Origin of the sequence: Sodalis sp. RH22 (assembly GCF_047324165.1) — a bacterium.
Taxonomy (GTDB): Bacteria; Pseudomonadota; Gammaproteobacteria; order Enterobacterales; family Enterobacteriaceae; genus Acerihabitans.
The window spans coordinates 2,253,031-2,270,588 of record NZ_CP178731.1; the positions used below are offsets into that span (position 1 = coordinate 2,253,031).

General features: G+C 57.5%; 18 protein-coding genes. 10 read left to right on the top strand and 8 right to left on the bottom strand.

Annotated elements, in window-relative coordinates:
• Positions 1-73: 73 nt before the first annotated feature.
• The 5 genes from modC to ACL2XN_RS10215 form a co-directional block, all read right to left on the bottom strand.
• Positions 74-1,132 carry a molybdenum ABC transporter ATP-binding protein ModC gene (gene modC, locus ACL2XN_RS10195; RefSeq protein ID WP_410016015.1) on the bottom strand — a complete coding sequence of 353 codons (1,059 nt, stop codon included), beginning with the start codon at positions 1,130-1,132 and terminating at the stop codon, positions 74-76.
• Positions 1,132-1,821: a molybdate ABC transporter permease subunit gene (gene modB / locus ACL2XN_RS10200; protein WP_413722329.1), complete on the bottom strand. Its 690-nt coding sequence runs from the start codon at positions 1,819-1,821 to the stop codon at positions 1,132-1,134. The genes modC and modB overlap by 1 nt, the downstream gene beginning before the upstream one ends.
• On the bottom strand, positions 1,821-2,615 hold the full coding sequence (gene modA, locus ACL2XN_RS10205; protein ID WP_410016017.1) for a molybdate ABC transporter substrate-binding protein: 795 nt from the start codon (positions 2,613-2,615) through the stop codon (positions 1,821-1,823). Before modA ends, modB begins: the two co-directional genes overlap by 1 nt.
• Positions 2,616-2,763: 148 nt before the next feature.
• Positions 2,764-3,873, bottom strand: a complete 1,110-nt coding sequence (gene ddlA, locus ACL2XN_RS10210) for a D-alanine--D-alanine ligase (protein ID WP_413730742.1) — start codon at positions 3,871-3,873, stop codon at positions 2,764-2,766.
• A gap of 241 nt (positions 3,874-4,114) precedes the next feature.
• Positions 4,115-4,396 carry a hypothetical protein gene (locus tag ACL2XN_RS10215; RefSeq protein ID WP_413730743.1) on the bottom strand — a complete coding sequence of 94 codons (282 nt, stop codon included), beginning with the start codon at positions 4,394-4,396 and terminating at the stop codon, positions 4,115-4,117.
• A 361-nt stretch (positions 4,397-4,757) separates the two neighbouring features.
• Here ACL2XN_RS10215 and ACL2XN_RS10220 point away from each other — a divergent pair, with 361 nt between their 5' ends.
• Positions 4,758-5,108 carry a hypothetical protein gene (locus tag ACL2XN_RS10220; RefSeq protein WP_413727039.1) on the top strand — a complete coding sequence of 117 codons (351 nt, stop codon included), beginning with the start codon at positions 4,758-4,760 and terminating at the stop codon, positions 5,106-5,108.
• A gap of 31 nt (positions 5,109-5,139) precedes the next feature.
• Here ACL2XN_RS10220 and ACL2XN_RS10225 read toward each other — a convergent pair whose 3' ends face one another.
• A complete protein-coding gene (locus tag ACL2XN_RS10225; RefSeq protein WP_410016021.1) occupies positions 5,140-5,319 on the bottom strand; it encodes an AcrZ family multidrug efflux pump-associated protein in 180 nt (59 codons plus the stop codon).
• 221 nt (positions 5,320-5,540) lie between these two features.
• On the opposite strand from ACL2XN_RS10225, the gene modE reads away from it, so the two are divergent.
• The 7 genes from modE (at position 5,541) to gpmA (ending at position 13,291) form a co-directional block, all read left to right on the top strand.
• Positions 5,541-6,332, top strand: coding sequence for a molybdenum-dependent transcriptional regulator (gene modE / locus ACL2XN_RS10230; protein WP_410016022.1), 792 nt, complete (start codon positions 5,541-5,543; stop codon positions 6,330-6,332).
• A gap of 76 nt (positions 6,333-6,408) precedes the next feature.
• Positions 6,409-7,881 (top strand): molybdate ABC transporter ATP-binding protein ModF, encoded by a 1,473-nt coding sequence (gene modF / locus ACL2XN_RS10235; RefSeq protein ID WP_413730744.1) that lies wholly within the window; start codon positions 6,409-6,411, stop codon positions 7,879-7,881.
• Positions 7,882-8,147: 266 nt separating this feature from the next.
• Positions 8,148-9,164 carry a UDP-glucose 4-epimerase GalE gene (gene galE / locus ACL2XN_RS10240; protein ID WP_413730746.1) on the top strand — a complete coding sequence of 339 codons (1,017 nt, stop codon included), beginning with the start codon at positions 8,148-8,150 and terminating at the stop codon, positions 9,162-9,164.
• A 15-nt stretch (positions 9,165-9,179) separates the two neighbouring features.
• The gene (galT, locus tag ACL2XN_RS10245) at positions 9,180-10,232 is read left to right on the top strand and encodes a galactose-1-phosphate uridylyltransferase (RefSeq protein ID WP_410016025.1); all 1,053 of its coding nucleotides are present in this window, start codon (positions 9,180-9,182) and stop codon (positions 10,230-10,232) included.
• Complete coding sequence (galK, locus tag ACL2XN_RS10250; RefSeq protein ID WP_413730748.1) at positions 10,229-11,377, top strand: galactokinase; 1,149 nt, start codon at positions 10,229-10,231, stop codon at positions 11,375-11,377. Before galT ends, galK begins: the two co-directional genes overlap by 4 nt.
• Positions 11,371-12,417: a galactose-1-epimerase gene (gene galM / locus ACL2XN_RS10255; RefSeq protein ID WP_410016027.1), complete on the top strand. Its 1,047-nt coding sequence runs from the start codon at positions 11,371-11,373 to the stop codon at positions 12,415-12,417. Before galK ends, galM begins: the two co-directional genes overlap by 7 nt.
• Before the next feature lie 121 nt (positions 12,418-12,538).
• Positions 12,539-13,291 carry a 2,3-diphosphoglycerate-dependent phosphoglycerate mutase gene (gene gpmA / locus ACL2XN_RS10260; protein ID WP_410016028.1) on the top strand — a complete coding sequence of 251 codons (753 nt, stop codon included), beginning with the start codon at positions 12,539-12,541 and terminating at the stop codon, positions 13,289-13,291.
• Positions 13,292-13,381: 90 nt separating this feature from the next.
• On the opposite strand, the gene aroG is transcribed toward gpmA, so the two are convergent.
• Positions 13,382-14,464 (bottom strand): 3-deoxy-7-phosphoheptulonate synthase AroG, encoded by a 1,083-nt coding sequence (aroG, locus tag ACL2XN_RS10265; RefSeq protein ID WP_413722323.1) that lies wholly within the window; start codon positions 14,462-14,464, stop codon positions 13,382-13,384.
• Between the two features lie 324 nt (positions 14,465-14,788).
• Between aroG and ACL2XN_RS10270 the strand changes: the two genes are divergently transcribed.
• On the top strand, positions 14,789-15,166 hold the full coding sequence (locus tag ACL2XN_RS10270) for a protein YbgS (RefSeq protein ID WP_410016030.1): 378 nt from the start codon (positions 14,789-14,791) through the stop codon (positions 15,164-15,166).
• 286 nt (positions 15,167-15,452) lie between these two features.
• Complete coding sequence (zitB, locus tag ACL2XN_RS10275; RefSeq protein WP_413722322.1) at positions 15,453-16,412, top strand: CDF family zinc transporter ZitB; 960 nt, start codon at positions 15,453-15,455, stop codon at positions 16,410-16,412.
• On the opposite strand, the gene nadA is transcribed toward zitB, so the two are convergent.
• Entirely contained in the window at positions 16,409-17,470 is a 1,062-nt protein-coding gene (nadA, locus tag ACL2XN_RS10280) for a quinolinate synthase NadA (protein WP_413727042.1), read from the bottom strand. The two genes, zitB and nadA, sit on opposite strands and share 4 nt — an antisense overlap.
• Between the last annotated feature and the right edge of the window lie 88 nt (positions 17,471-17,558).

Below are 17,558 nucleotides of genomic sequence, written 5' to 3' on the forward strand. Positions count from 1 at the left end.
AGCGTAATCACGCGACGCCGGGTCATTCCCGTCCGGGGGCCATGGGCCGGGCAGGAAACGGGCGCGGCCGTATTTACGCGTTGATCGATACGCTTTTGATCTGCGCATAAAGCGCCATGCCCGGTGCCAGCGCCAGTTCGTCCCTGGCCCAGGGACTGATCCGCGCCCAAAGCGTATGGCCGTCGATTTCCAGGCGTACCTCAATTTGGTCTCCCACCGTCAGGCATTCGCGCACGGTGGCGGGCAGGATGTTGCGGATACTGCTGCGCGCGGGCGGCGCCATCACCAGGGAAATATCGGTGGCGGCGACACGAATGCGCAGCGCGCTGCCTGGCGGCAACGCCACCCTGCCCACCCACAGCCGCTCCCGGCCGAGCGACAGGGCGGTCATGGCGTAGTCCGGATGCTGCTCATCCACCCTGACCTCCAGCACGCTGCTTTGCTCTTCGCGCGGCAGCCAGGGCCGCAGCGCGCTGCTGGCCCATACCGTCTCCAGGCTGCCGAAGGCTTTCAACTGGCCGTTATCCAGGATCAGCACGCGTTCCGCCAATTGCAAAATTTCCTCCATGCTGTGGGTCACATACAGGATCGGGATTTTCACCTTGACGGCCAAACGCTCCAGGTAAGGCAACAGCTCGCGCTTACGCGGCAAATCCAGCGACGCCAGCGGCTCATCCATCAACAGTATTTCCGGCGCGCTCAGCAGCGCGCGGCCGATGGCGACCCGCTGTTTTTCGCCGCCGGAAAGCGTGAGGGGAAAACGTCCCAGCAGATGACCGATGCCCAGCAATGAAATAATGGCGTCGAACTCCGGGCGCATCGAAGCCGCCATGCCGTAAAACAAATTGCCGCGCACCCGATAGTGGGGAAATAGCCGGCCGTCCTGGAAAACATAGCCGATCCGCCGCTTCTCCGGCGGCAGGGCAATGCGCCGTTCGGAGGAAAACAGGGTGCGTCCGTTAAGGATGATATGCCCGCGCTGCGGGCGCGTCAGGCCCGCCACGGCATTGATCAGCGAGGTCTTGCCGGCGCCGGAAACGCCAAACACAGCGGTAATGCCGCTGGCGGGTACGTCGGCCTTGACCGCGAGGGTAGCCTCGCCGAGCCGTTGGCTAATATCGATCTCGAGCATCAGCCCCCCAGCCGCCTGCGGCCCCATTTGGCCAGCCAATCGGCGACAAGCAGCGACGCCAGCGACAGAATAATGGCCAATACGCACAGACGTCCCGCCGCCGCTTCCGCGCCGGGCGTTTCAATAAGCGTATACATGGCCAGCGGAATGGTGCGGGTTTCCCCGGGAATATTGGAAACAAAGGTGATGGTGGCGCCAAACTCACCGAGCGATCGGGCAAAAGCCAGTACCGTCCCGACGACGATACCGGGAAAGGATAGCGGCAGCGTAATAGTGAAAAACACCCGCCAAGGGCCGGCGCCCAAGGTGCGGGCCGCCTGCTCCAGCCGCAGATCGATGGCCTCGAGCGACATGCGGATGGCACGCACCATCAAAGGGAACGCCACCACCGCCGAGGCCAGGGCCGCGCCGCGCCAGCTGAAACTAAAACTGAAACCCGTAAGCTGATACAGCCATGCGCCGATAAAACCCCGGCGCCCGAGCGCGATAAGCAACAGATAACCGATCACCACCGGCGGCAGCACCAACGGCAAATGGATAATACCGTCCAGCAACGCCTTGCCGGGAAAGCGCCAGCGCACCAGTATCCACGCCATCAGAATGCCAAAAGGCAAGCTGCAGGCAACCGCCAGGAGCGATACTTGCAGACTTAAGGCAACCGCCTGCCACTCGTACTCGGTCAGCGGCATTATCTCGGGGTAAAGCCGTTCTGTTTAAACACCGCCGATGCCGCCGGGGTTTTCAGGTAGTCATAAAAGGCCTTGGCCGCCGGCGTGGCGTTATCCTTGATCAGCGCCATGGGATATTCCACCGGTTTATGGCTGTCTTTCGGGAACGTGGCCACGACTTTAACCCCTTTACTGGAAAGCGCATCCGAGCCATAGACGATACCCAACGGCGCTTCCCCACGTTCAACCAGCGCTAATGCGCCGCGTACGTCGCTGGCGCGGGCCATCACCGGCGACAGCTGATCCCAGGCGCCCAGGTTCTGCAAGGCTTCCTTGGCATAAATGCCCGCCGGCACATGATCCGGATCGCCAACCGCCAGTTTCTGTCCCTTCAGCAACGATGTCCAGTCGGTCTTTTTATCGATGGTGAACGGCTTGAGGGCGCTTGATGTCGGCGCCACCAGCACCAGTTCGTTACCCAGCAGGGTATAGCGGGTATCGGTGACAATCTGTTGTTTATTCTGCGCGTAGTCCATCCACTGCTGGTCGGCGGAGATAAACATGTTGGCCGGCGCGCCCTGCTCTATCTGGCGCGCCAGCGTAGAGGAAGAGGCAAAAGACGAAACGATCTCGACTTTATGATCCCGTTGATAATTTTTGGCGATATCCTGCAAGGCATTGGTCAGCGACGCGGCGGCAAATACCGTGACTTTATCCGCCGCCGGCGCGGCCAGCGCCTGAAAGCCCAGCAACTGCACACTCAGCGCCGCGGTAAATGCCGCGCCGGCAATCCATTTAGAACGTAAAGTAGTCATAGCTCACCTTGAATGATCGTTATGCAAAAAATAATATAACGCACGATCACTTTTGTCATTAGTTATTGTAGGGATTAATGAAAGGTTACGGCAGGCGAAAAAAAACGCGCCGCGGTGCCCTGGCCCGGAACACCGCGGGAAGAAGTGACTATCGGTCGGTTTTGATAGCGGCCGCGTCCCGGGCGCGATCCAGCGCCAGGGTAATCAATTTATCCACCAGTTGCGGATAACCCAGCCCGCTGGCTTCCCATAATTTTGGATACATGCTGATGGAGGTAAAACCGGGGATGGTATTCACTTCATTGATGATGATCTCCTGCTCCCGCGTCAGGAAAAAATCCACCCGCGCCATGACCGCGCAGCCCAGCACCCGGAAGGCGGCCTGGGCGATCAGGCGTATTTCATCGCTAACGGCGCTATCCAGCTGCGCCGGTATCTCCAGTTCCGCCTGTCCGCCCTTGAGGTATTTAGTATCGTAGGCATAAAATTCGTCATTGGCGACAATCTCGCCGCAGACGCTGACGGCGGGGGTGTCGTTGCCCAATACCGCCGTCTCGATTTCACGCCCATCGATAGCCGTTTCAACCAGGACCTTGTGATCAAAGGCAAAGGCCATAATCAGCGCTTGCCGGAATCCGGCGGCATCCACGACCTTGCTGACGCCAACCGAGGATCCCTGGCTGGCCGGCTTGATAAACAGCGGCAGCCCCAGCTGTCCCACAATAGCATCAAAGTCCGCCGTGGCGGAATCGGTGCGGTGGAGCGTGACCGACGGGGTCACCGGCAGGCCCGCGTCGCGCAGCACGCGTTTGGTCATGTCTTTATCCATGCAGACCGCGGAACCCAGAACATCCGGCCCGACAAAGGGCACGCCCAGAACCCGCAGCAATCCCTGGATGGATCCATCCTCGCCGCCGCCGCCGTGCAGCACGGAAAAAGCCACATCAATGGCGGGCAGCGCTTCGCCGCTGGTGATATCAATCAGCTGCACGGCGTTTTGCCCCGGCACCACCGCCAGATAACGGGCCGAGGGAGCCAGTTTTATCCGCGCCGGGTCGTCGGGATAAAGCAGGTAATCGGCTTCATTGCACAGGGTCCACCGGCCACGCTTATCGACACCGATTAATGTCAGATCAAATTTGTGCCTGTCGACCGCATTAATCACGTTAATGGACGACCGTAACGAGACTTCGTGTTCGGTGGATTGCCCGCCGAATAGCACCGCCAGCCGTTGTTTGCCCTTTTCCGCTTGTTCCATCACATCCTCTTTGATCGTTAAAACATCACTTCAACGCCAACAGAGTATTAGCCGAAAGTGTGCAAGTAAAGCCTGGGATGGACTTGAAGGGTAAACAGGTGCCGCGATACCATTTTCGACGCGAATTAGGCGCGAACCCCGCATTGTCAATGGCTGATGGCCGGTCTGTTCAATATGAATCTCACCGTGTTATTTCTCGCCGGAAACAACTTATTTCGCCGCGTTTATGGCGGTTGTAACCTTATACCGCGTCGGCATCCTGACCGGCGGGCATGACGGCGGCATCGCATAAGGACAACAGGGTGATGCAGTCGTCTTCCAGGGCGGTAAAGAAGGTGGTTAACGACATAGTGCGCAGCTTGGCCTGCAATAGCGATGTTTTGAGCATCGCGCGATCATTGCGCCGCGCGGCAAGCCTGGCATCGGCATAGCTGGCGAGAAGGCGCGTCAGGCGTTCATTAAAGATCTCATCGGCATGTTGATCGTCCCGGGAATTAAGCAGCTCAGTCTGATCGATTCCCATATGTCCGGAAATTGAAAAAATCGCGTTCTTTATTTCCTCGAAAGAGTGCTGGCTAACCATTATTATGTTTCCCAGATATATTGCTAATCAAAGAATTTCACACCATACAATTAACGAAACTGGTCAACGAATGATTAAGAATATTTTATTTCTGTTTCGTTAACGTCGCTATTGCATACGCTAAAATCATGCTTCGTTCAAAAATGATACTATCACTGAATCTTAAATGAATGTTTAACGAAAAAGAAAATCTACCGAGCGCCTAGACTAAAGCATAGAAAAAATGGCGCATGGTCCCGGCGAACACTGAATGAAATGGGCATTAGTATTGAAGTACTGGCAACGCATTTAGGAATAGAAAATGATGAATACCGCTTTAAGATCATCCTTACTCATGGTAATAATGTTAACTGCGCCTGCGTGTTATGCTGTAAAAAGCAATATCATATTCAGTAATATTTGTGAGCCATTAACTACATTAAATATAAACGGTGAAGTCATCCATCACTTACTTATTGATACAGGCGCCACCGGCGGCATACACCTAAAAGAAAATATCCTTAACTCTCTTCCAGGCAATCCCGCACAATACATAAAGAACAACAGATACGTAGATGCTTTCGGGTTACCGATAATAACTTCATTGATAAACCGGCATGAAAAAGCCCCGAAACGGGGCTTTATTGGCAAAACAGGCTCACCGCGCGAATGATTACCACCAAAGCGGCACAGGCCCGTCACCATTAATGCGCATCGGCACCGCGCTTATCATCGGCATGGGGATCACGCTTCTGTTTAGGCTGGCCGATTTTCGAGATAATGTTAAACAGCTCACCCAGGCCATAGATTGATCCAAGAATGATCACCATCACGATGGGCACCATCAGCACTACCATTAGCAAACTTTCCAGTAATTCTAACATCTTCACCTCGTATCATGCCGCTGCCGCCGGCGATGTTGCTATGCTTATCCCCCTTTATACCAGTTTATGGCGCGGCAACTTAGGCTTTTTATGTTATACCCCGCAGAAAGCGCACGCGCGGCGACAGGTCATTTGCCCGCCGGCGTAAGATCGGCGACAATTCGTAGCCATCAACGCGCGTCACCCAGCGCAACGTTTAATCTCATACAAGGCGCACAGGCATGCAGGCCGAAATTCTTTTAACCCTGAAACTCCAGCAACGCCTTTTTGCCGATCCGCGGCGCATCGCCCTGCTCAAGCAGATCAAACACACCGGCTCCATCAGCCAGGGCGCAAAACTGGCGGGCATCAGCTATAAAAGCGCCTGGGACGCCATCAGCGCCATGAACGAACTGGCGGAGCAGACCCTGGTGGAACGCGCCACCGGCGGCAAAGGCGGCGGCGGCGCCACCCTGACGCGGTATGCGGAGCGGCTGCTGCAGCTTTACGACCTGTTGGGGCAAATCCAGCAAAAGGCCTTTGACGTGCTGCAGGACGACCCGTTACCGCTTGATAGCCTGTTGGCGGCCATTTCGCGCTTTTCGCTGCAGACCAGCGCCCGCAACCAATTTTTCGGCACCGTGCTCACGCGCAGCCATCAGCAGGTGCAGCAACACGTCGATATCCTGCTGGCGGATGGGCGCACACGGCTGGCGGTGGCCCTGACGCAGCAAAGCGCCGACCGGTTGCAGCTGGCGCCGGGGAAGGAAGTGCTGCTGCTTATCAAAGCGCCCTGGGTGTCGGTGCGCGCGGGCCATGTCGCCGTCCCCGGCGCCGATAATGTCTTGCACGGCACCCTGGCCCATCTGGAAGAAGGCGAGGAGAACGACGAGGCGCTGCTGAAGCTTGCCGGCGGGGAAATCGTCTGCGCCACCTTGCCAAAAAATGCGGCGGCCGAACAACATTTGTCGGCGGGACTGCCAATCACAGCATATTTTAACGCCGACCAGGTCATCATCGCCACGCTGTGCTGAAAGCGCGCCCGCGCATTGACTTTAGGCGGTAAAAAAAAGATGCTGACGACATAAGTTGCATAAAAAGGAACAATCAATGTCGTCATTGCATATTTCGCAAGGGTCGTTTCGTCTTAGCGATACACGCCGGTTAACTATCGGAGAATTGACGCTGCGCAGCGCAGAGCGCTGGGCCTTTGTCGGCGCCAACGGCAGCGGCAAGTCCGCCCTGGCCCGCGCCCTGGCCGGTAATTTGGCGGTGTTGTCCGGCCTGAGGCAAAGCGATTATCAACGCATCTCCCGGCTTTCACTGGAGCAGTTGCAAAAACTGGTCGAGCAGGAATGGCAACGCAACAATACCGATCTGCTGAGCGATGGCGAGGAGGACACCGGGCGTACCACCGCAGAAATCATTCAGCAGGATATCAGTGACGCGGCGTTATGCCATGAACTGGCCGGGCGGTTTGGCATAACGCATTTGCTATCGCGCCGCTTTAAATACCTGTCGACGGGTGAAACGCGTAAAACCCTGCTGTGCCAGGCGCTGATGGCCCGGCCGGACCTGTTGATCCTGGATGAGCCCTTCGACGGATTGGATGTCGCCTCCCGGGCGCAGCTCGGCGATATGCTGCGCGTCCTGGCGGACAGGTCCATGACCCTGGTGCTGGTGCTTAACCGGTTTGACGATATCCCCGACTATATCGATAACGTCGGCATCCTGGTGGATTGCGCCTTAACCTGTACCGGCGATCGCGCCACGCTTTTGGCCGAGGCGCTGGTGGCGCAGCTGGCGCACGCGGAATCCCTTTCCGGCATGCGCCTGCCGGAAACCGAAGCGCCCAGGCTAAACGTCGCCCTGCCCGCCGACCGGCCGCTGATTACCCTGCGCAACGGCGTGGTCTCCTACCAGGATCGGCCGATCCTGCATCATCTTGACTGGGAGGTATTGCCCGGCCAGCACTGGCAAATTGTCGGGCCGAACGGCGCCGGCAAATCAACCCTGCTCAGCCTGGTAACCGGCGATCATCCCCAGGGTTACAGCAATGACCTGACGCTGTTCGGCCGCCGCCGCGGCAGCGGCGAAACGATTTGGGATATTAAACGGCATATCGGCTATGTCAGCAGCAGCCTGCATCTGGATTACCGGGTCAGCGCCAGCGCGCGCAGCGTGATTTTATCCGGCTTTTTTGATTCCATCGGCGTCTACCAGGCGGTGTCCGACCGCCAGCAGCAGCTGACCGGCCAATGGCTGCGACTGCTGGGGCTGGAGGCGACGGCGGATGCGCCGTTTCACGGCTTATCCTGGGGACAGCAGCGCCTGACGCTTATCGCCCGCGCCCTGGTCAAGCACCCCGCCCTGCTGATTCTTGACGAGCCGCTGCAAGGGCTGGACCCCCTTAACCGGCAGTTGGTGCGCCGTTGGATCGACGTGCTGATCGGCGAAGGCGAAACGCAGCTGCTGTTTGTTTCCCATCACGCGGAAGATGCCCCGCACTGTATTACGCACCGGCTGACGTTCGTCCCCCAGGATGATGCCTATCGCTATCAGATCGATGACCTGCGCCGTTAGCGCTCCGGCGCGACGTTAACCCCGCATCGCCGCCCTGCCTGGCGGCGATGCGGATGATAGGCCGGTGGGAACGCTCTCCCCTTTTCCGGCCGGCCTTCCTCATTCCTTCGTGATTATCCTGGCCAACCTCTGATTTTGCCTGAGGCATGGCGCGCGAAAATGCGCTAATATTGAGTGTAATCGATTTCATTTTTTATCGGTACGATCACCTTTTTTCGGTTTTAGCCATGCTAATTTACCGCGATGAAAGGTTACAGGAGTCATAAATGTCTATATTAGTCACGGGTGGTAGCGGTTACATTGGTAGTCATACCTGCCTGCAGTTGAGCGCTGCCGGTTTCAGCCCGGTCATTTTGGATAACCTGAGCAATAGCAAACGCAGCGTGCTTGAAACAATGGCGCGCCTCAGCAAGATAACACCCGCGTTTTACCACGGCGATGTCCGAGATAAGGCGTTATTGGCACGCATTTTTGCCGAGCATGCCATCGATGCCGTGATCCATTTCGCCGGTTTGAAAGCGGTGGGCGAATCGGTGCAAAAACCCATCGACTACTATGATAACAATGTCTGCGGCACCCTGACGCTGGTGGCCGCCATGCGCGAGGCGGGCGTCAGGAACCTGATCTTCAGCTCTTCGGCCACCGTATACGGCGATCAGCCCGTGGTCCCCTATGACGAAAGCCTTCCCACCGGCCAGCCTTCCAGCCCCTATGGCCGCAGCAAGCTGATGGTCGAGCAGATCCTGGCGGACGCGCAGCGCGCGCAGCCGGAGTGGAGCATGACATTATTACGCTATTTCAATCCGGCCGGCGCCCATCCCTCCGGCGATATGGGCGAAGACCCGCAGGGCATTCCCAACAACCTGATGCCGTTTATCGCCCAGGTTGCGGTGGGGCGCCGTCCATCACTGGCCATCTTCGGTAATGATTTCCCCACCCATGACGGCACCGGCGTACGCGACTATATTCATGTCATGGATCTGGCGGACGGCCATGTCGCGGCGCTGAAGGCGCTGCGGGATAAACCCGGCACCCATATTTATAATCTTGGCGCCGGCGTCGGGTACAGCGTGCTGGACGTGGTGAAAGCCTTTAGCAACGCCTGCGGCAAACCGGTGCCATATCATTTCGCGCCGCGCCGCGAAGGCGATCTGGCCGCCTATTGGGCCGCGCCGGATAAAGCCGCGCGTGATTTGCACTGGCGGGTCAGCCGCTCGCTGGAAGAGATGGCCGCCGATACCTGGCGCTGGCAGTCGCGCCACCCGAACGGTTATCCGGATTGAGTTTCAGGAGAAAGTATGCAACATTTTAACCCCGTCGATCATCCCCATCGGCGGTACAATCCGCTCAGCGGACAATGGGTTCTGGTCTCGCCGCACCGCGCCAAGCGCCCGTGGCAGGGCCAGCAGGAAACGCCGTCGGTGCAAACGTTGCCCCGGCACGACCCCGACTGTTTTCTCTGTCCGGGCAATACCCGCGTATCGGGCGATAAAAACCCCGACTACACCACCACCTACGTATTTACCAATGATTTTGCCGCGCTGATGACGGATACCCCGGACGCCCCGGCCGGCGATAATCCCCTGATGCGCTGTGAAAGCGCGCGCGGCACCAGTCGCGTTATCTGTTTTTCCCCCGATCACAGCAAAACCCTGCCGGAGTTATCTTTGCCGGCGCTGGAAGCCGTGATCAAGACCTGGCAGGAACAAAGCGCCGATCTGGGACAGCGCTATCCCTGGGTGCAGGTATTTGAAAATAAAGGCGCGGCCATGGGATGCTCCAACCCCCATCCGCACGGCCAGATCTGGGCCAACAGCTTTTTGCCCAACGAGGCCGAGCGCGAAGACCGGCTGCAGCGCGACTACTTCTTGCAGCAGCATTCCCCGCTGCTGATGGATTACCTGAAGCTGGAACTGGCGGACGGCGCGCGCACGGTGGTGGAAACCGAACACTGGCTGGCGGTGGTGCCCTACTGGGCGGCCTGGCCGTTTGAAACCCTGCTGCTGCCCAAGGCCCATGTGTTGCGTCTGGACGACCTGGACCCCGCGCAAAGCGCCGATCTGGCCGTGGCCATTAAAAAGCTGACCAGCCGTTACGATAATTTGTTCAACTGCTCCTTTCCTTATTCGATGGGCTGGCACGGCGCGCCCTATCTTGAGCAGGACAATAGCCACTGGCAGCTGCACGCACACTTTTATCCGCCCCTGTTACGTTCGGCAACGGTGCGGAAATTTATGGTTGGTTATGAAATGCTGGCGGAAACCCAGCGTGACCTGACCGCTGAACAAGCCAGCGATCGCCTGCGCGCGGTCAGCGATATTCATTTTCGGGAATCCGGAGTAGCACAATGACCTTAAAAAACACCACCGAAGCTGTTTTCCGCCAGACCTACGGCTATGACGCCACCCTCACGGTACAGGCTCCCGGGCGCGTTAATCTGATTGGCGAACACACCGACTATAATGACGGTTTTGTACTGCCGTGCGCCATTGACTACGCCACGGTTGTAAGCGCGGCAAAACGTGATGATCGTCAAATCCGGGTTATTGCCGTGGATTGTGACGGCGAGCAAGACATTTTTTCCCTGGATGAGCCAATTTTGTCTCATCCGACCCAGCAATGGTCCAATTATGTGCGCGGCGTGATCAAACATTTACAGCAACGCGACCCGCACTTCGGCGGCGCCGATCTGGTGCTGAGCGGCAACGTCCCGCAGGGCGCGGGCTTAAGCTCGTCGGCCTCGCTGGAAGTGGCGGTGGGCAAGGCGATACAAACGCTTTATCACCTGGCGCTGGATAACGTCGCCCTGGCGCTGAACGGCCAGGAAGCGGAGAACCAGTTTGTCGGCTGTAACTGCGGCATTATGGATCAGCTGATCTCCGCGCTGGGCAAGGATAACCACGCGCTGCTGATCGATTGCCGCACCCTGGGCACACGCGCGGTGCCGATGCCGGATAACGTGGCGGTGGTGATTATCAATTCCAACGTCAAACGCGGTCTGGTGGACAGTGAATACAATGCCCGCCGCGAACAATGCGAAACCGGCGCGCGTTTTTTTACCGCCGATAAGCTGCGCGATGTGGAATTAAGCCAGTTCGCCGCCGTTGAGCATGAATTGGATCCAGTTGTCGCTAAGCGCGTGCGCCATGTCCTGACGGAAAACGCGCGCACGCTGGCGGCGGCGGATGCCCTGGCCGCGGGCGATTTGACCCTGATGGGCACCCTGATGGCGCAGTCCCATGCCTCGATGCGCGACGACTTTGAGATTACCGTGCCGCCCATCGATACCCTGGTGGACATCGTGAAGCGAGAAATCGGCGATCGGGGCGGCGTGCGTATGACCGGCGGTGGTTTTGGCGGATGCGTGGTGGCGCTGATGCCGACGGACCTCGTTGACGCGGTGCGCCAGGCGGTCGCCAGCCAGTATCAGCAAAAAACCGGCCTGAAAGAGGCGTTTTATGTATGTCACGCGAGTGAAGGAACAGCCATATGCTAAAAGAGTATGAATCAGGTATCGCCCCTGACGGCCAGCCATTCCAATGCGTCACCCTGGGAACCGAACAGGGGATGCAGATTACGCTGATGGATTGGGGCGCCACCTGGCTTTCGTGCCAGCTGCCGCTGAAATCCGGCAATAAGCGCGAGGTGCTCCTGGGCTGTCCGTCGCCGGAGGAATATACCCGCCAGACGGCCTACCTGGGTGCCACCGTCGGCCGCTATGCCAACCGTATCGCCAATGCCACCCTGACCCGTAGCGGCGGCACCTGGCCGCTCAGCGCCAATCAGGGCGCCCATCAGCTGCACGGCGGTCCGCAGGGATTCCACGCCCGCCGCTGGTTATGCGTCGAACATACCCAGACCTCAGTGCTGTTCCGGCTGCAATCCGCCGACGGCGATCAGGGGTTTCCGGGTAATCTGGTCGCCGAAGTGCGCTATACCGTTAACGACGACGGCCAGGTGGCCATTGACTATCGGGCGACGGTGGATAAAGCGTGCCCGGTAAACCTGACCAACCATGCTTATTTCCATCTGGACGGCGCCAATAGCGATGTGCGCCAGCAAAAACTGCAGATTTACGCCACGCAATACCTGCCGGTGGACAGCGAAGGCATTCCCTGCGCGCCGTTAACCGATGTGGAAAATACCGGCATGGATTTTCGCCAGCCCAAGACCATCGCCAGGGATTTCCTGCGCGATCGCGATCAGCAGCGCATGAAAGGCTATGATCACGCCTATCTGCTCTACCCCGCTTGCACTGACGGCGAGACGCCGGCCGCCCAGTTGTGGTCGGCGGATAATCAGGTCTTGCTGAAAGTGTATACCACCGCGCCGGCGCTACAGCTTTATACCGGCAATTTCCTGGCCGGCACGCCGGCGCGCCAGGGCGGCGATTATCAGAACTACAGCGGCGTGGCGCTGGAAAGCGAATTCCTGCCGGACAGCCCTAACCATCCGGAATGGCCACAGCCGGATTGTTGGCTAAAACCCGGTGAAACTTATCATTCATCAACCCGTTATCAGTTTGTCGCGCTCTGACTGCTATCGCTGAACCATTTATTTCGCTATGTTTGACCTTATGCGGTTGCCGCCCCACCCGGCCAGGCAATATAATGCTAATAGTATTCATAAAAATCTTTAGACTTTAAGGAGTCAAGCGATGGCTGTAACGAAACTGGTTCTGGTACGACACGGTGAAAGCCAGTGGAACAATGAAAATCGTTTCACCGGCTGGACGGACGTCGATCTGTCCGACAAAGGCCGTACTGAAGCGAAACAAGCGGGTAAGCAGCTGAAGGAAGAAGGTTTTATCTTCGATTTTGCTTATACTTCCGTTTTAAAGCGCGCCATCCATACTCTGTGGAACATTCTGGACGAACTGGATCAGGCCTGGCTGCCGGTGGAAAAATCCTGGCGCCTGAATGAACGCCATTACGGCGCGTTGCAGGGTCTGAACAAATCGGAAACCGCTGAAAAATACGGCGACGAACAGGTAAAGCAATGGCGTCGTGGTTTTGCCGTCACACCGCCGGAATTGAGCCGCGATGACGAACGTTTCCCCGGCCATGATCCCCGCTACGCTAAACTGACCGCGGAAGAGCTGCCGACCACCGAAAGCCTGGCGCTGACCATTGAGCGCGTCACCCCCTACTGGAACGATACAATTTTACCGCGCATGAAAAAAGGCGAGCGCGTCATTATCGCCGCGCACGGCAACTCGATCCGCGCCTTGGTGAAATTTCTGGATAATATGAGCGAAGAAGAGATTCTTGAGCTGAATATCCCGACCGGCGTACCGCTGGTGTATGAGTTCGACGAAAACATGAAACCTGTGAAGCATTACTATCTGGGCAACGCCGCGGAAATCGCCGCCAAGGCCGCCGCAGTAGCCAACCAGGGTAAAGCGAAATAACCCTGTAAATCCTCCCGGCGCCCGCGCCGGGAGAATAAACGCCGCAAATCCGCGTTATTTGCCGGATAAGCATCATCCGGCAATATCCTTTCAGGCAGCAGGGTTAACGTCCCGGCCCGCCGCCAGACGCCGTGCCCGTACCGCCTGGGCCAATTGGTTTAACATCGCTTCGGTATCCGGCCAGCCTATGCAGGCATCGGTAATGCTTTTGCCATAAACCAGGGGTTCACCGCTCTCAAGGCTCTGGTTACCCTCCACCAGGTGGCTTTCCACCATGACGCCGATAATGCCCTTTTCGCCCGCCGTCAGCTGCGTGCAGACATCCTGCGCGACCTCCATTTGTTTTTTGTACTGCTTGCTGCTGTTAGCGTGGCTGCAATCTATCATCACCTGGGCGGGCAGGTTGGCCTTGGCCAGCCCCACTTTTACCGCGTTAACATGGTGAGCGCTGTAATTCGGCTCCCTGCCGCCGCGCAAGATAATATGGCAGTCGCTATTGCCGCTGGTGTTGACGATGGCGGAATGGCCCCACTTGGTCACCGACAAAAAACAATGGGCGGCGCCGGCGGCATTGATAGCGTCAATGGCGACCTTGATGGTGCCGTCGGTGCCGTTTTTAAAACCCACCGGACAGGAGAGGCCTGAGGCCAGCTCGCGATGCACCTGTGATTCGGTGGTGCGCGCGCCGATGGCGCCCCAGCTCATCAGATCCGCGACGTACTGCGGGGTGATCATATCCAGGAACTCGCCGGCCGCCGGCAGGCCGGTATCGTTAATGTCCAGCAGGAGTTTACGGGCAATGCGCAGGCCCTGGTTAATCTGGAAGCTGTTATCCATTAGCGGGTCATTGATAAGCCCTTTCCAGCCTACGGTGGTGCGCGGTTTCTCAAAATATACCCGCATCACTATTTCCAGATCGCCGCTCAGCTGCTGGCGCAAAGCAAGCAAACGCGCGGCATATTCTGTGGCCGCCGCGGTATCATGAATCGAGCAGGGACCGATAACCACCAGCAGGCGGTCGTCGTTGCCCTTGAGGATCTTGTGAATTGCGGCGCGGGCGCTTGATACCGTCCTGGCGGCGCGCTCGGTGGCGGGGAATTTTTCCAGCAGCGCCACCGGCGGCAGTAACTCTTTAATATCTTTAATTCTTAGATCGTCGTTAAGGTAATTCATAGGGGGTCCGTTTTCTCTCCACGCGGCTGCGCTTATTCATAACATCTTGAATTTTTGCCGTTTAATCTCACTGGCGGGATTGATACTGTACACATGCTTTCAAGCCTTTCGCCAGTAAATTGCCTTGAAATTTGATAACTCCCGATTCTTGGCTATCCTTAAATAGTGATAAGCCAACGATAACGGGAACTTAAAAGCCCCGCTCTTTCGGCTTACCATTTCCTTGCGAGGCCATTGGGTGCGCCTCGGTGAGGTTTTGCGCCCGCTAAACATGTCAAAATGCGGGTTTGATAATCACCCCTGGCACGAAAGAGGGAAAATAATATGCAAACCACTACCACGAAGAAAATGGCAATGTTGTTTATTACCGCTGTAATGACCCTGGGCAGCGGTGCGGCCATGGCTGCAGATTCTACAGCAGCCGGCAGCACCAATTCCAATAATGGCCAGCAAAACCAATCTGGCGGTGCCGGTTCTAAAGAGAATACCGCGCCAAATGGCGTCAGCAACGACAAAATCAATACCGGCGGCACCGATACCTCCAAGACCGGCAGCACCGACGCCACCTCTGATTTAAACGCCTCCGAGGTACACAAAAATACCATGTGTAAAGACGGCCGTTGCCCGGACACCAATTCCAAAGTTGAAACCGGCCAAAGCGGCACTACCGAGGCCACTAAAACCGACGGCACCACCAATTAAAAACTGAACCGGCAGGCTTCCCCCTGCTTTATTATTCAGCTTTTTCAAGAGAAATCAGGTTACAGCCTGGTTTCTTTTTTTATGTATTATGGCTGCTGAGCGGCATTATCCAGCGCGTTTGTTATAAAGAATAGCATCAAGGCGCCAAACCGGCGCAACGTTCCGCCGCCCGCGGCATTTATTATTACCGCCGCCGTTACCATAATAACCTGAGAAATCCCTACGGCAACCCTTCGTTTCTCGGCTACTATCTTGGTAGACAGGTTGCGCTTTTACAGGAAAATGCATGGCATCGACACATAACCCTTCGCCATCCCATGCCCAGGAGCATGGGACGCAGGCGAACAACAATAATAAACGCCTGATGGCGGCCTTTGCCGTAACGGCTGTTTTTATGGCCGTGGAAGTGGCGGGCGGGCTGCTGTCGGGATCGCTGGCGCTGCTGGCCGATGCGGGGCATATGCTGACCGACGCCGCCGCGTTGTTGATGGCCTTGCTGGCGGTACGGTTCGCCCAACGTAAACCCAGCAGCAGCCATACCTTCGGCTACCTGAGATTGACCACCCTGGCGGCCTTCGTGAACGCGCTGGCTCTGCTGTTGATTACCGCGCTGATTGTCTGGGAGGCGATACGGCGTTTTTACCAACCCCATCCGGTGGCCGGCTGGACCATGATGATTATCGCCGTTGCCGGCCTGTTGGCCAACCTGCTGTCTTTCGTGCTGCTGCATGGGGGAGAAGGTGAAAAAAACATCAACCTGCGCGCCGCCGCGCTGCATGTGCTGGGGGATTTATTGGGATCGGTCGGGGCGATTATCGCGGCGGTGGTGATATTGATGACCGGCTGGATGCCCATCGATCCGATCTTATCCATCCTGGTCTCGTGCCTGGTGCTGCGCAGCGGTTGGCGGCTGATGCGCGAAAGCCTCCATGAGCTGCTCGAGGGCACGCCCAGCCGCATAGATATCGAGAAACTGAAACGGGATCTGTCGCTGAATATTCCCGAGGTGCGCAATATCCATCATGTCCATATCTGGCAAGTGGGCGAAAAACCGGTGATGACCCTGCATGCGCAGGTGATTCCGCCCTATGATCATGATGCGCTGCTGCATCAAATCCAGCATTTTCTGCTGGACCATTATCACATCAGCCATGCCACCGTGCAGATGGAATACCGCAACTGCCCCGAGGACGATTGCGGTATCAACGACGGCGGCGGGCTGGCCCATGCCCACCATCATCATTAAGCGTTGCCGGTAACCCGTACCTTAAGCTCGGCGGCAAAAGCCAGCATGCGGTTTAACGGCACCAGCGCCTTGACACGCAATTCATCCGGCACATGGACCTCATGGGCAGCCCCGCCCTGTTCAAGGCCGTCAGCGACGGCTTTCAGGCCGTTCATGGCCATCCAGGGGCAATGGGCGCAGCTGCGGCAGGTGGCGCCATCACCGGCGGTGGGCGCCTCAAGCAGGGTTTTATCCGGACAGGCCTGCTGCATTTTATAAAATATGCCGCGATCGGTCGCGACGATCATTTGCTGCTGCGGCAGGGTTTTTGCCGCCTGGATCAGCTGGCTGGTCGACCCGACCGCATCGGCCATGGCGACGATGGCCTGGGGCGATTCAGGGTGTACCAGTACCGCCGCGTCCGGATAAAGCCGTTTCATATTGAGCAATGCCTGGGTCTTGAACTCGTCATGGACGATGCAGGCGCTCTGCCAGCATAAAATATCCGCGCCGGTCTGGCTTTGTACATACCTTCCGAGATGCCGGTCCGGCGCCCAGATGATTTTTTCCCCCAGGCTATCAAGATGCTCGATAAGATCAACGGCGATGCTGGAGGTGACAACCCAGTCGGCGCGCGCTTTAACCGCCGCCGAGGTATTGGCGTAGACCACCACGGTACGGTCCGGATGGGCGGCGCAAAACGCGCTGAACTCGTCCACCGGGCATCCCAGGTCCAGCGAACATTCGGCCTTCAGGGTCGGCATCAGCACCGTTTTCTCGGGGCTGAGGATTTTCGCCGTTTCCCCCATAAACCGCACGCCGGCCACCAGGAGCGTGGTGGCGGGATGCGTGCTGCCAAACCGCGCCATTTCAAGCGAATCGGCCACGCAGCCGCCGGTCGCCTCCGCCAGCGCCTGGATTTCCGGGTCGGTATAATAATGGGCGACCATCACGGCGTTGCGCTGTTTCAGCAAGCGCGCGATCTTGGCGTAATAGAATTCTTTTTCATCCGCGTTCAGGGCGCGCGGTTTGGGTGGGAAAGGATAGATGGCCGCATTGACATCCAACACTTCGCTCATTGCTTATATCCTGCTGTGTTCCCGCGCATGGGCTGGGCGCCGTTAAAGGCGTTTGCACAGTCTATGCAGCGCGTGTGTTTTATATACT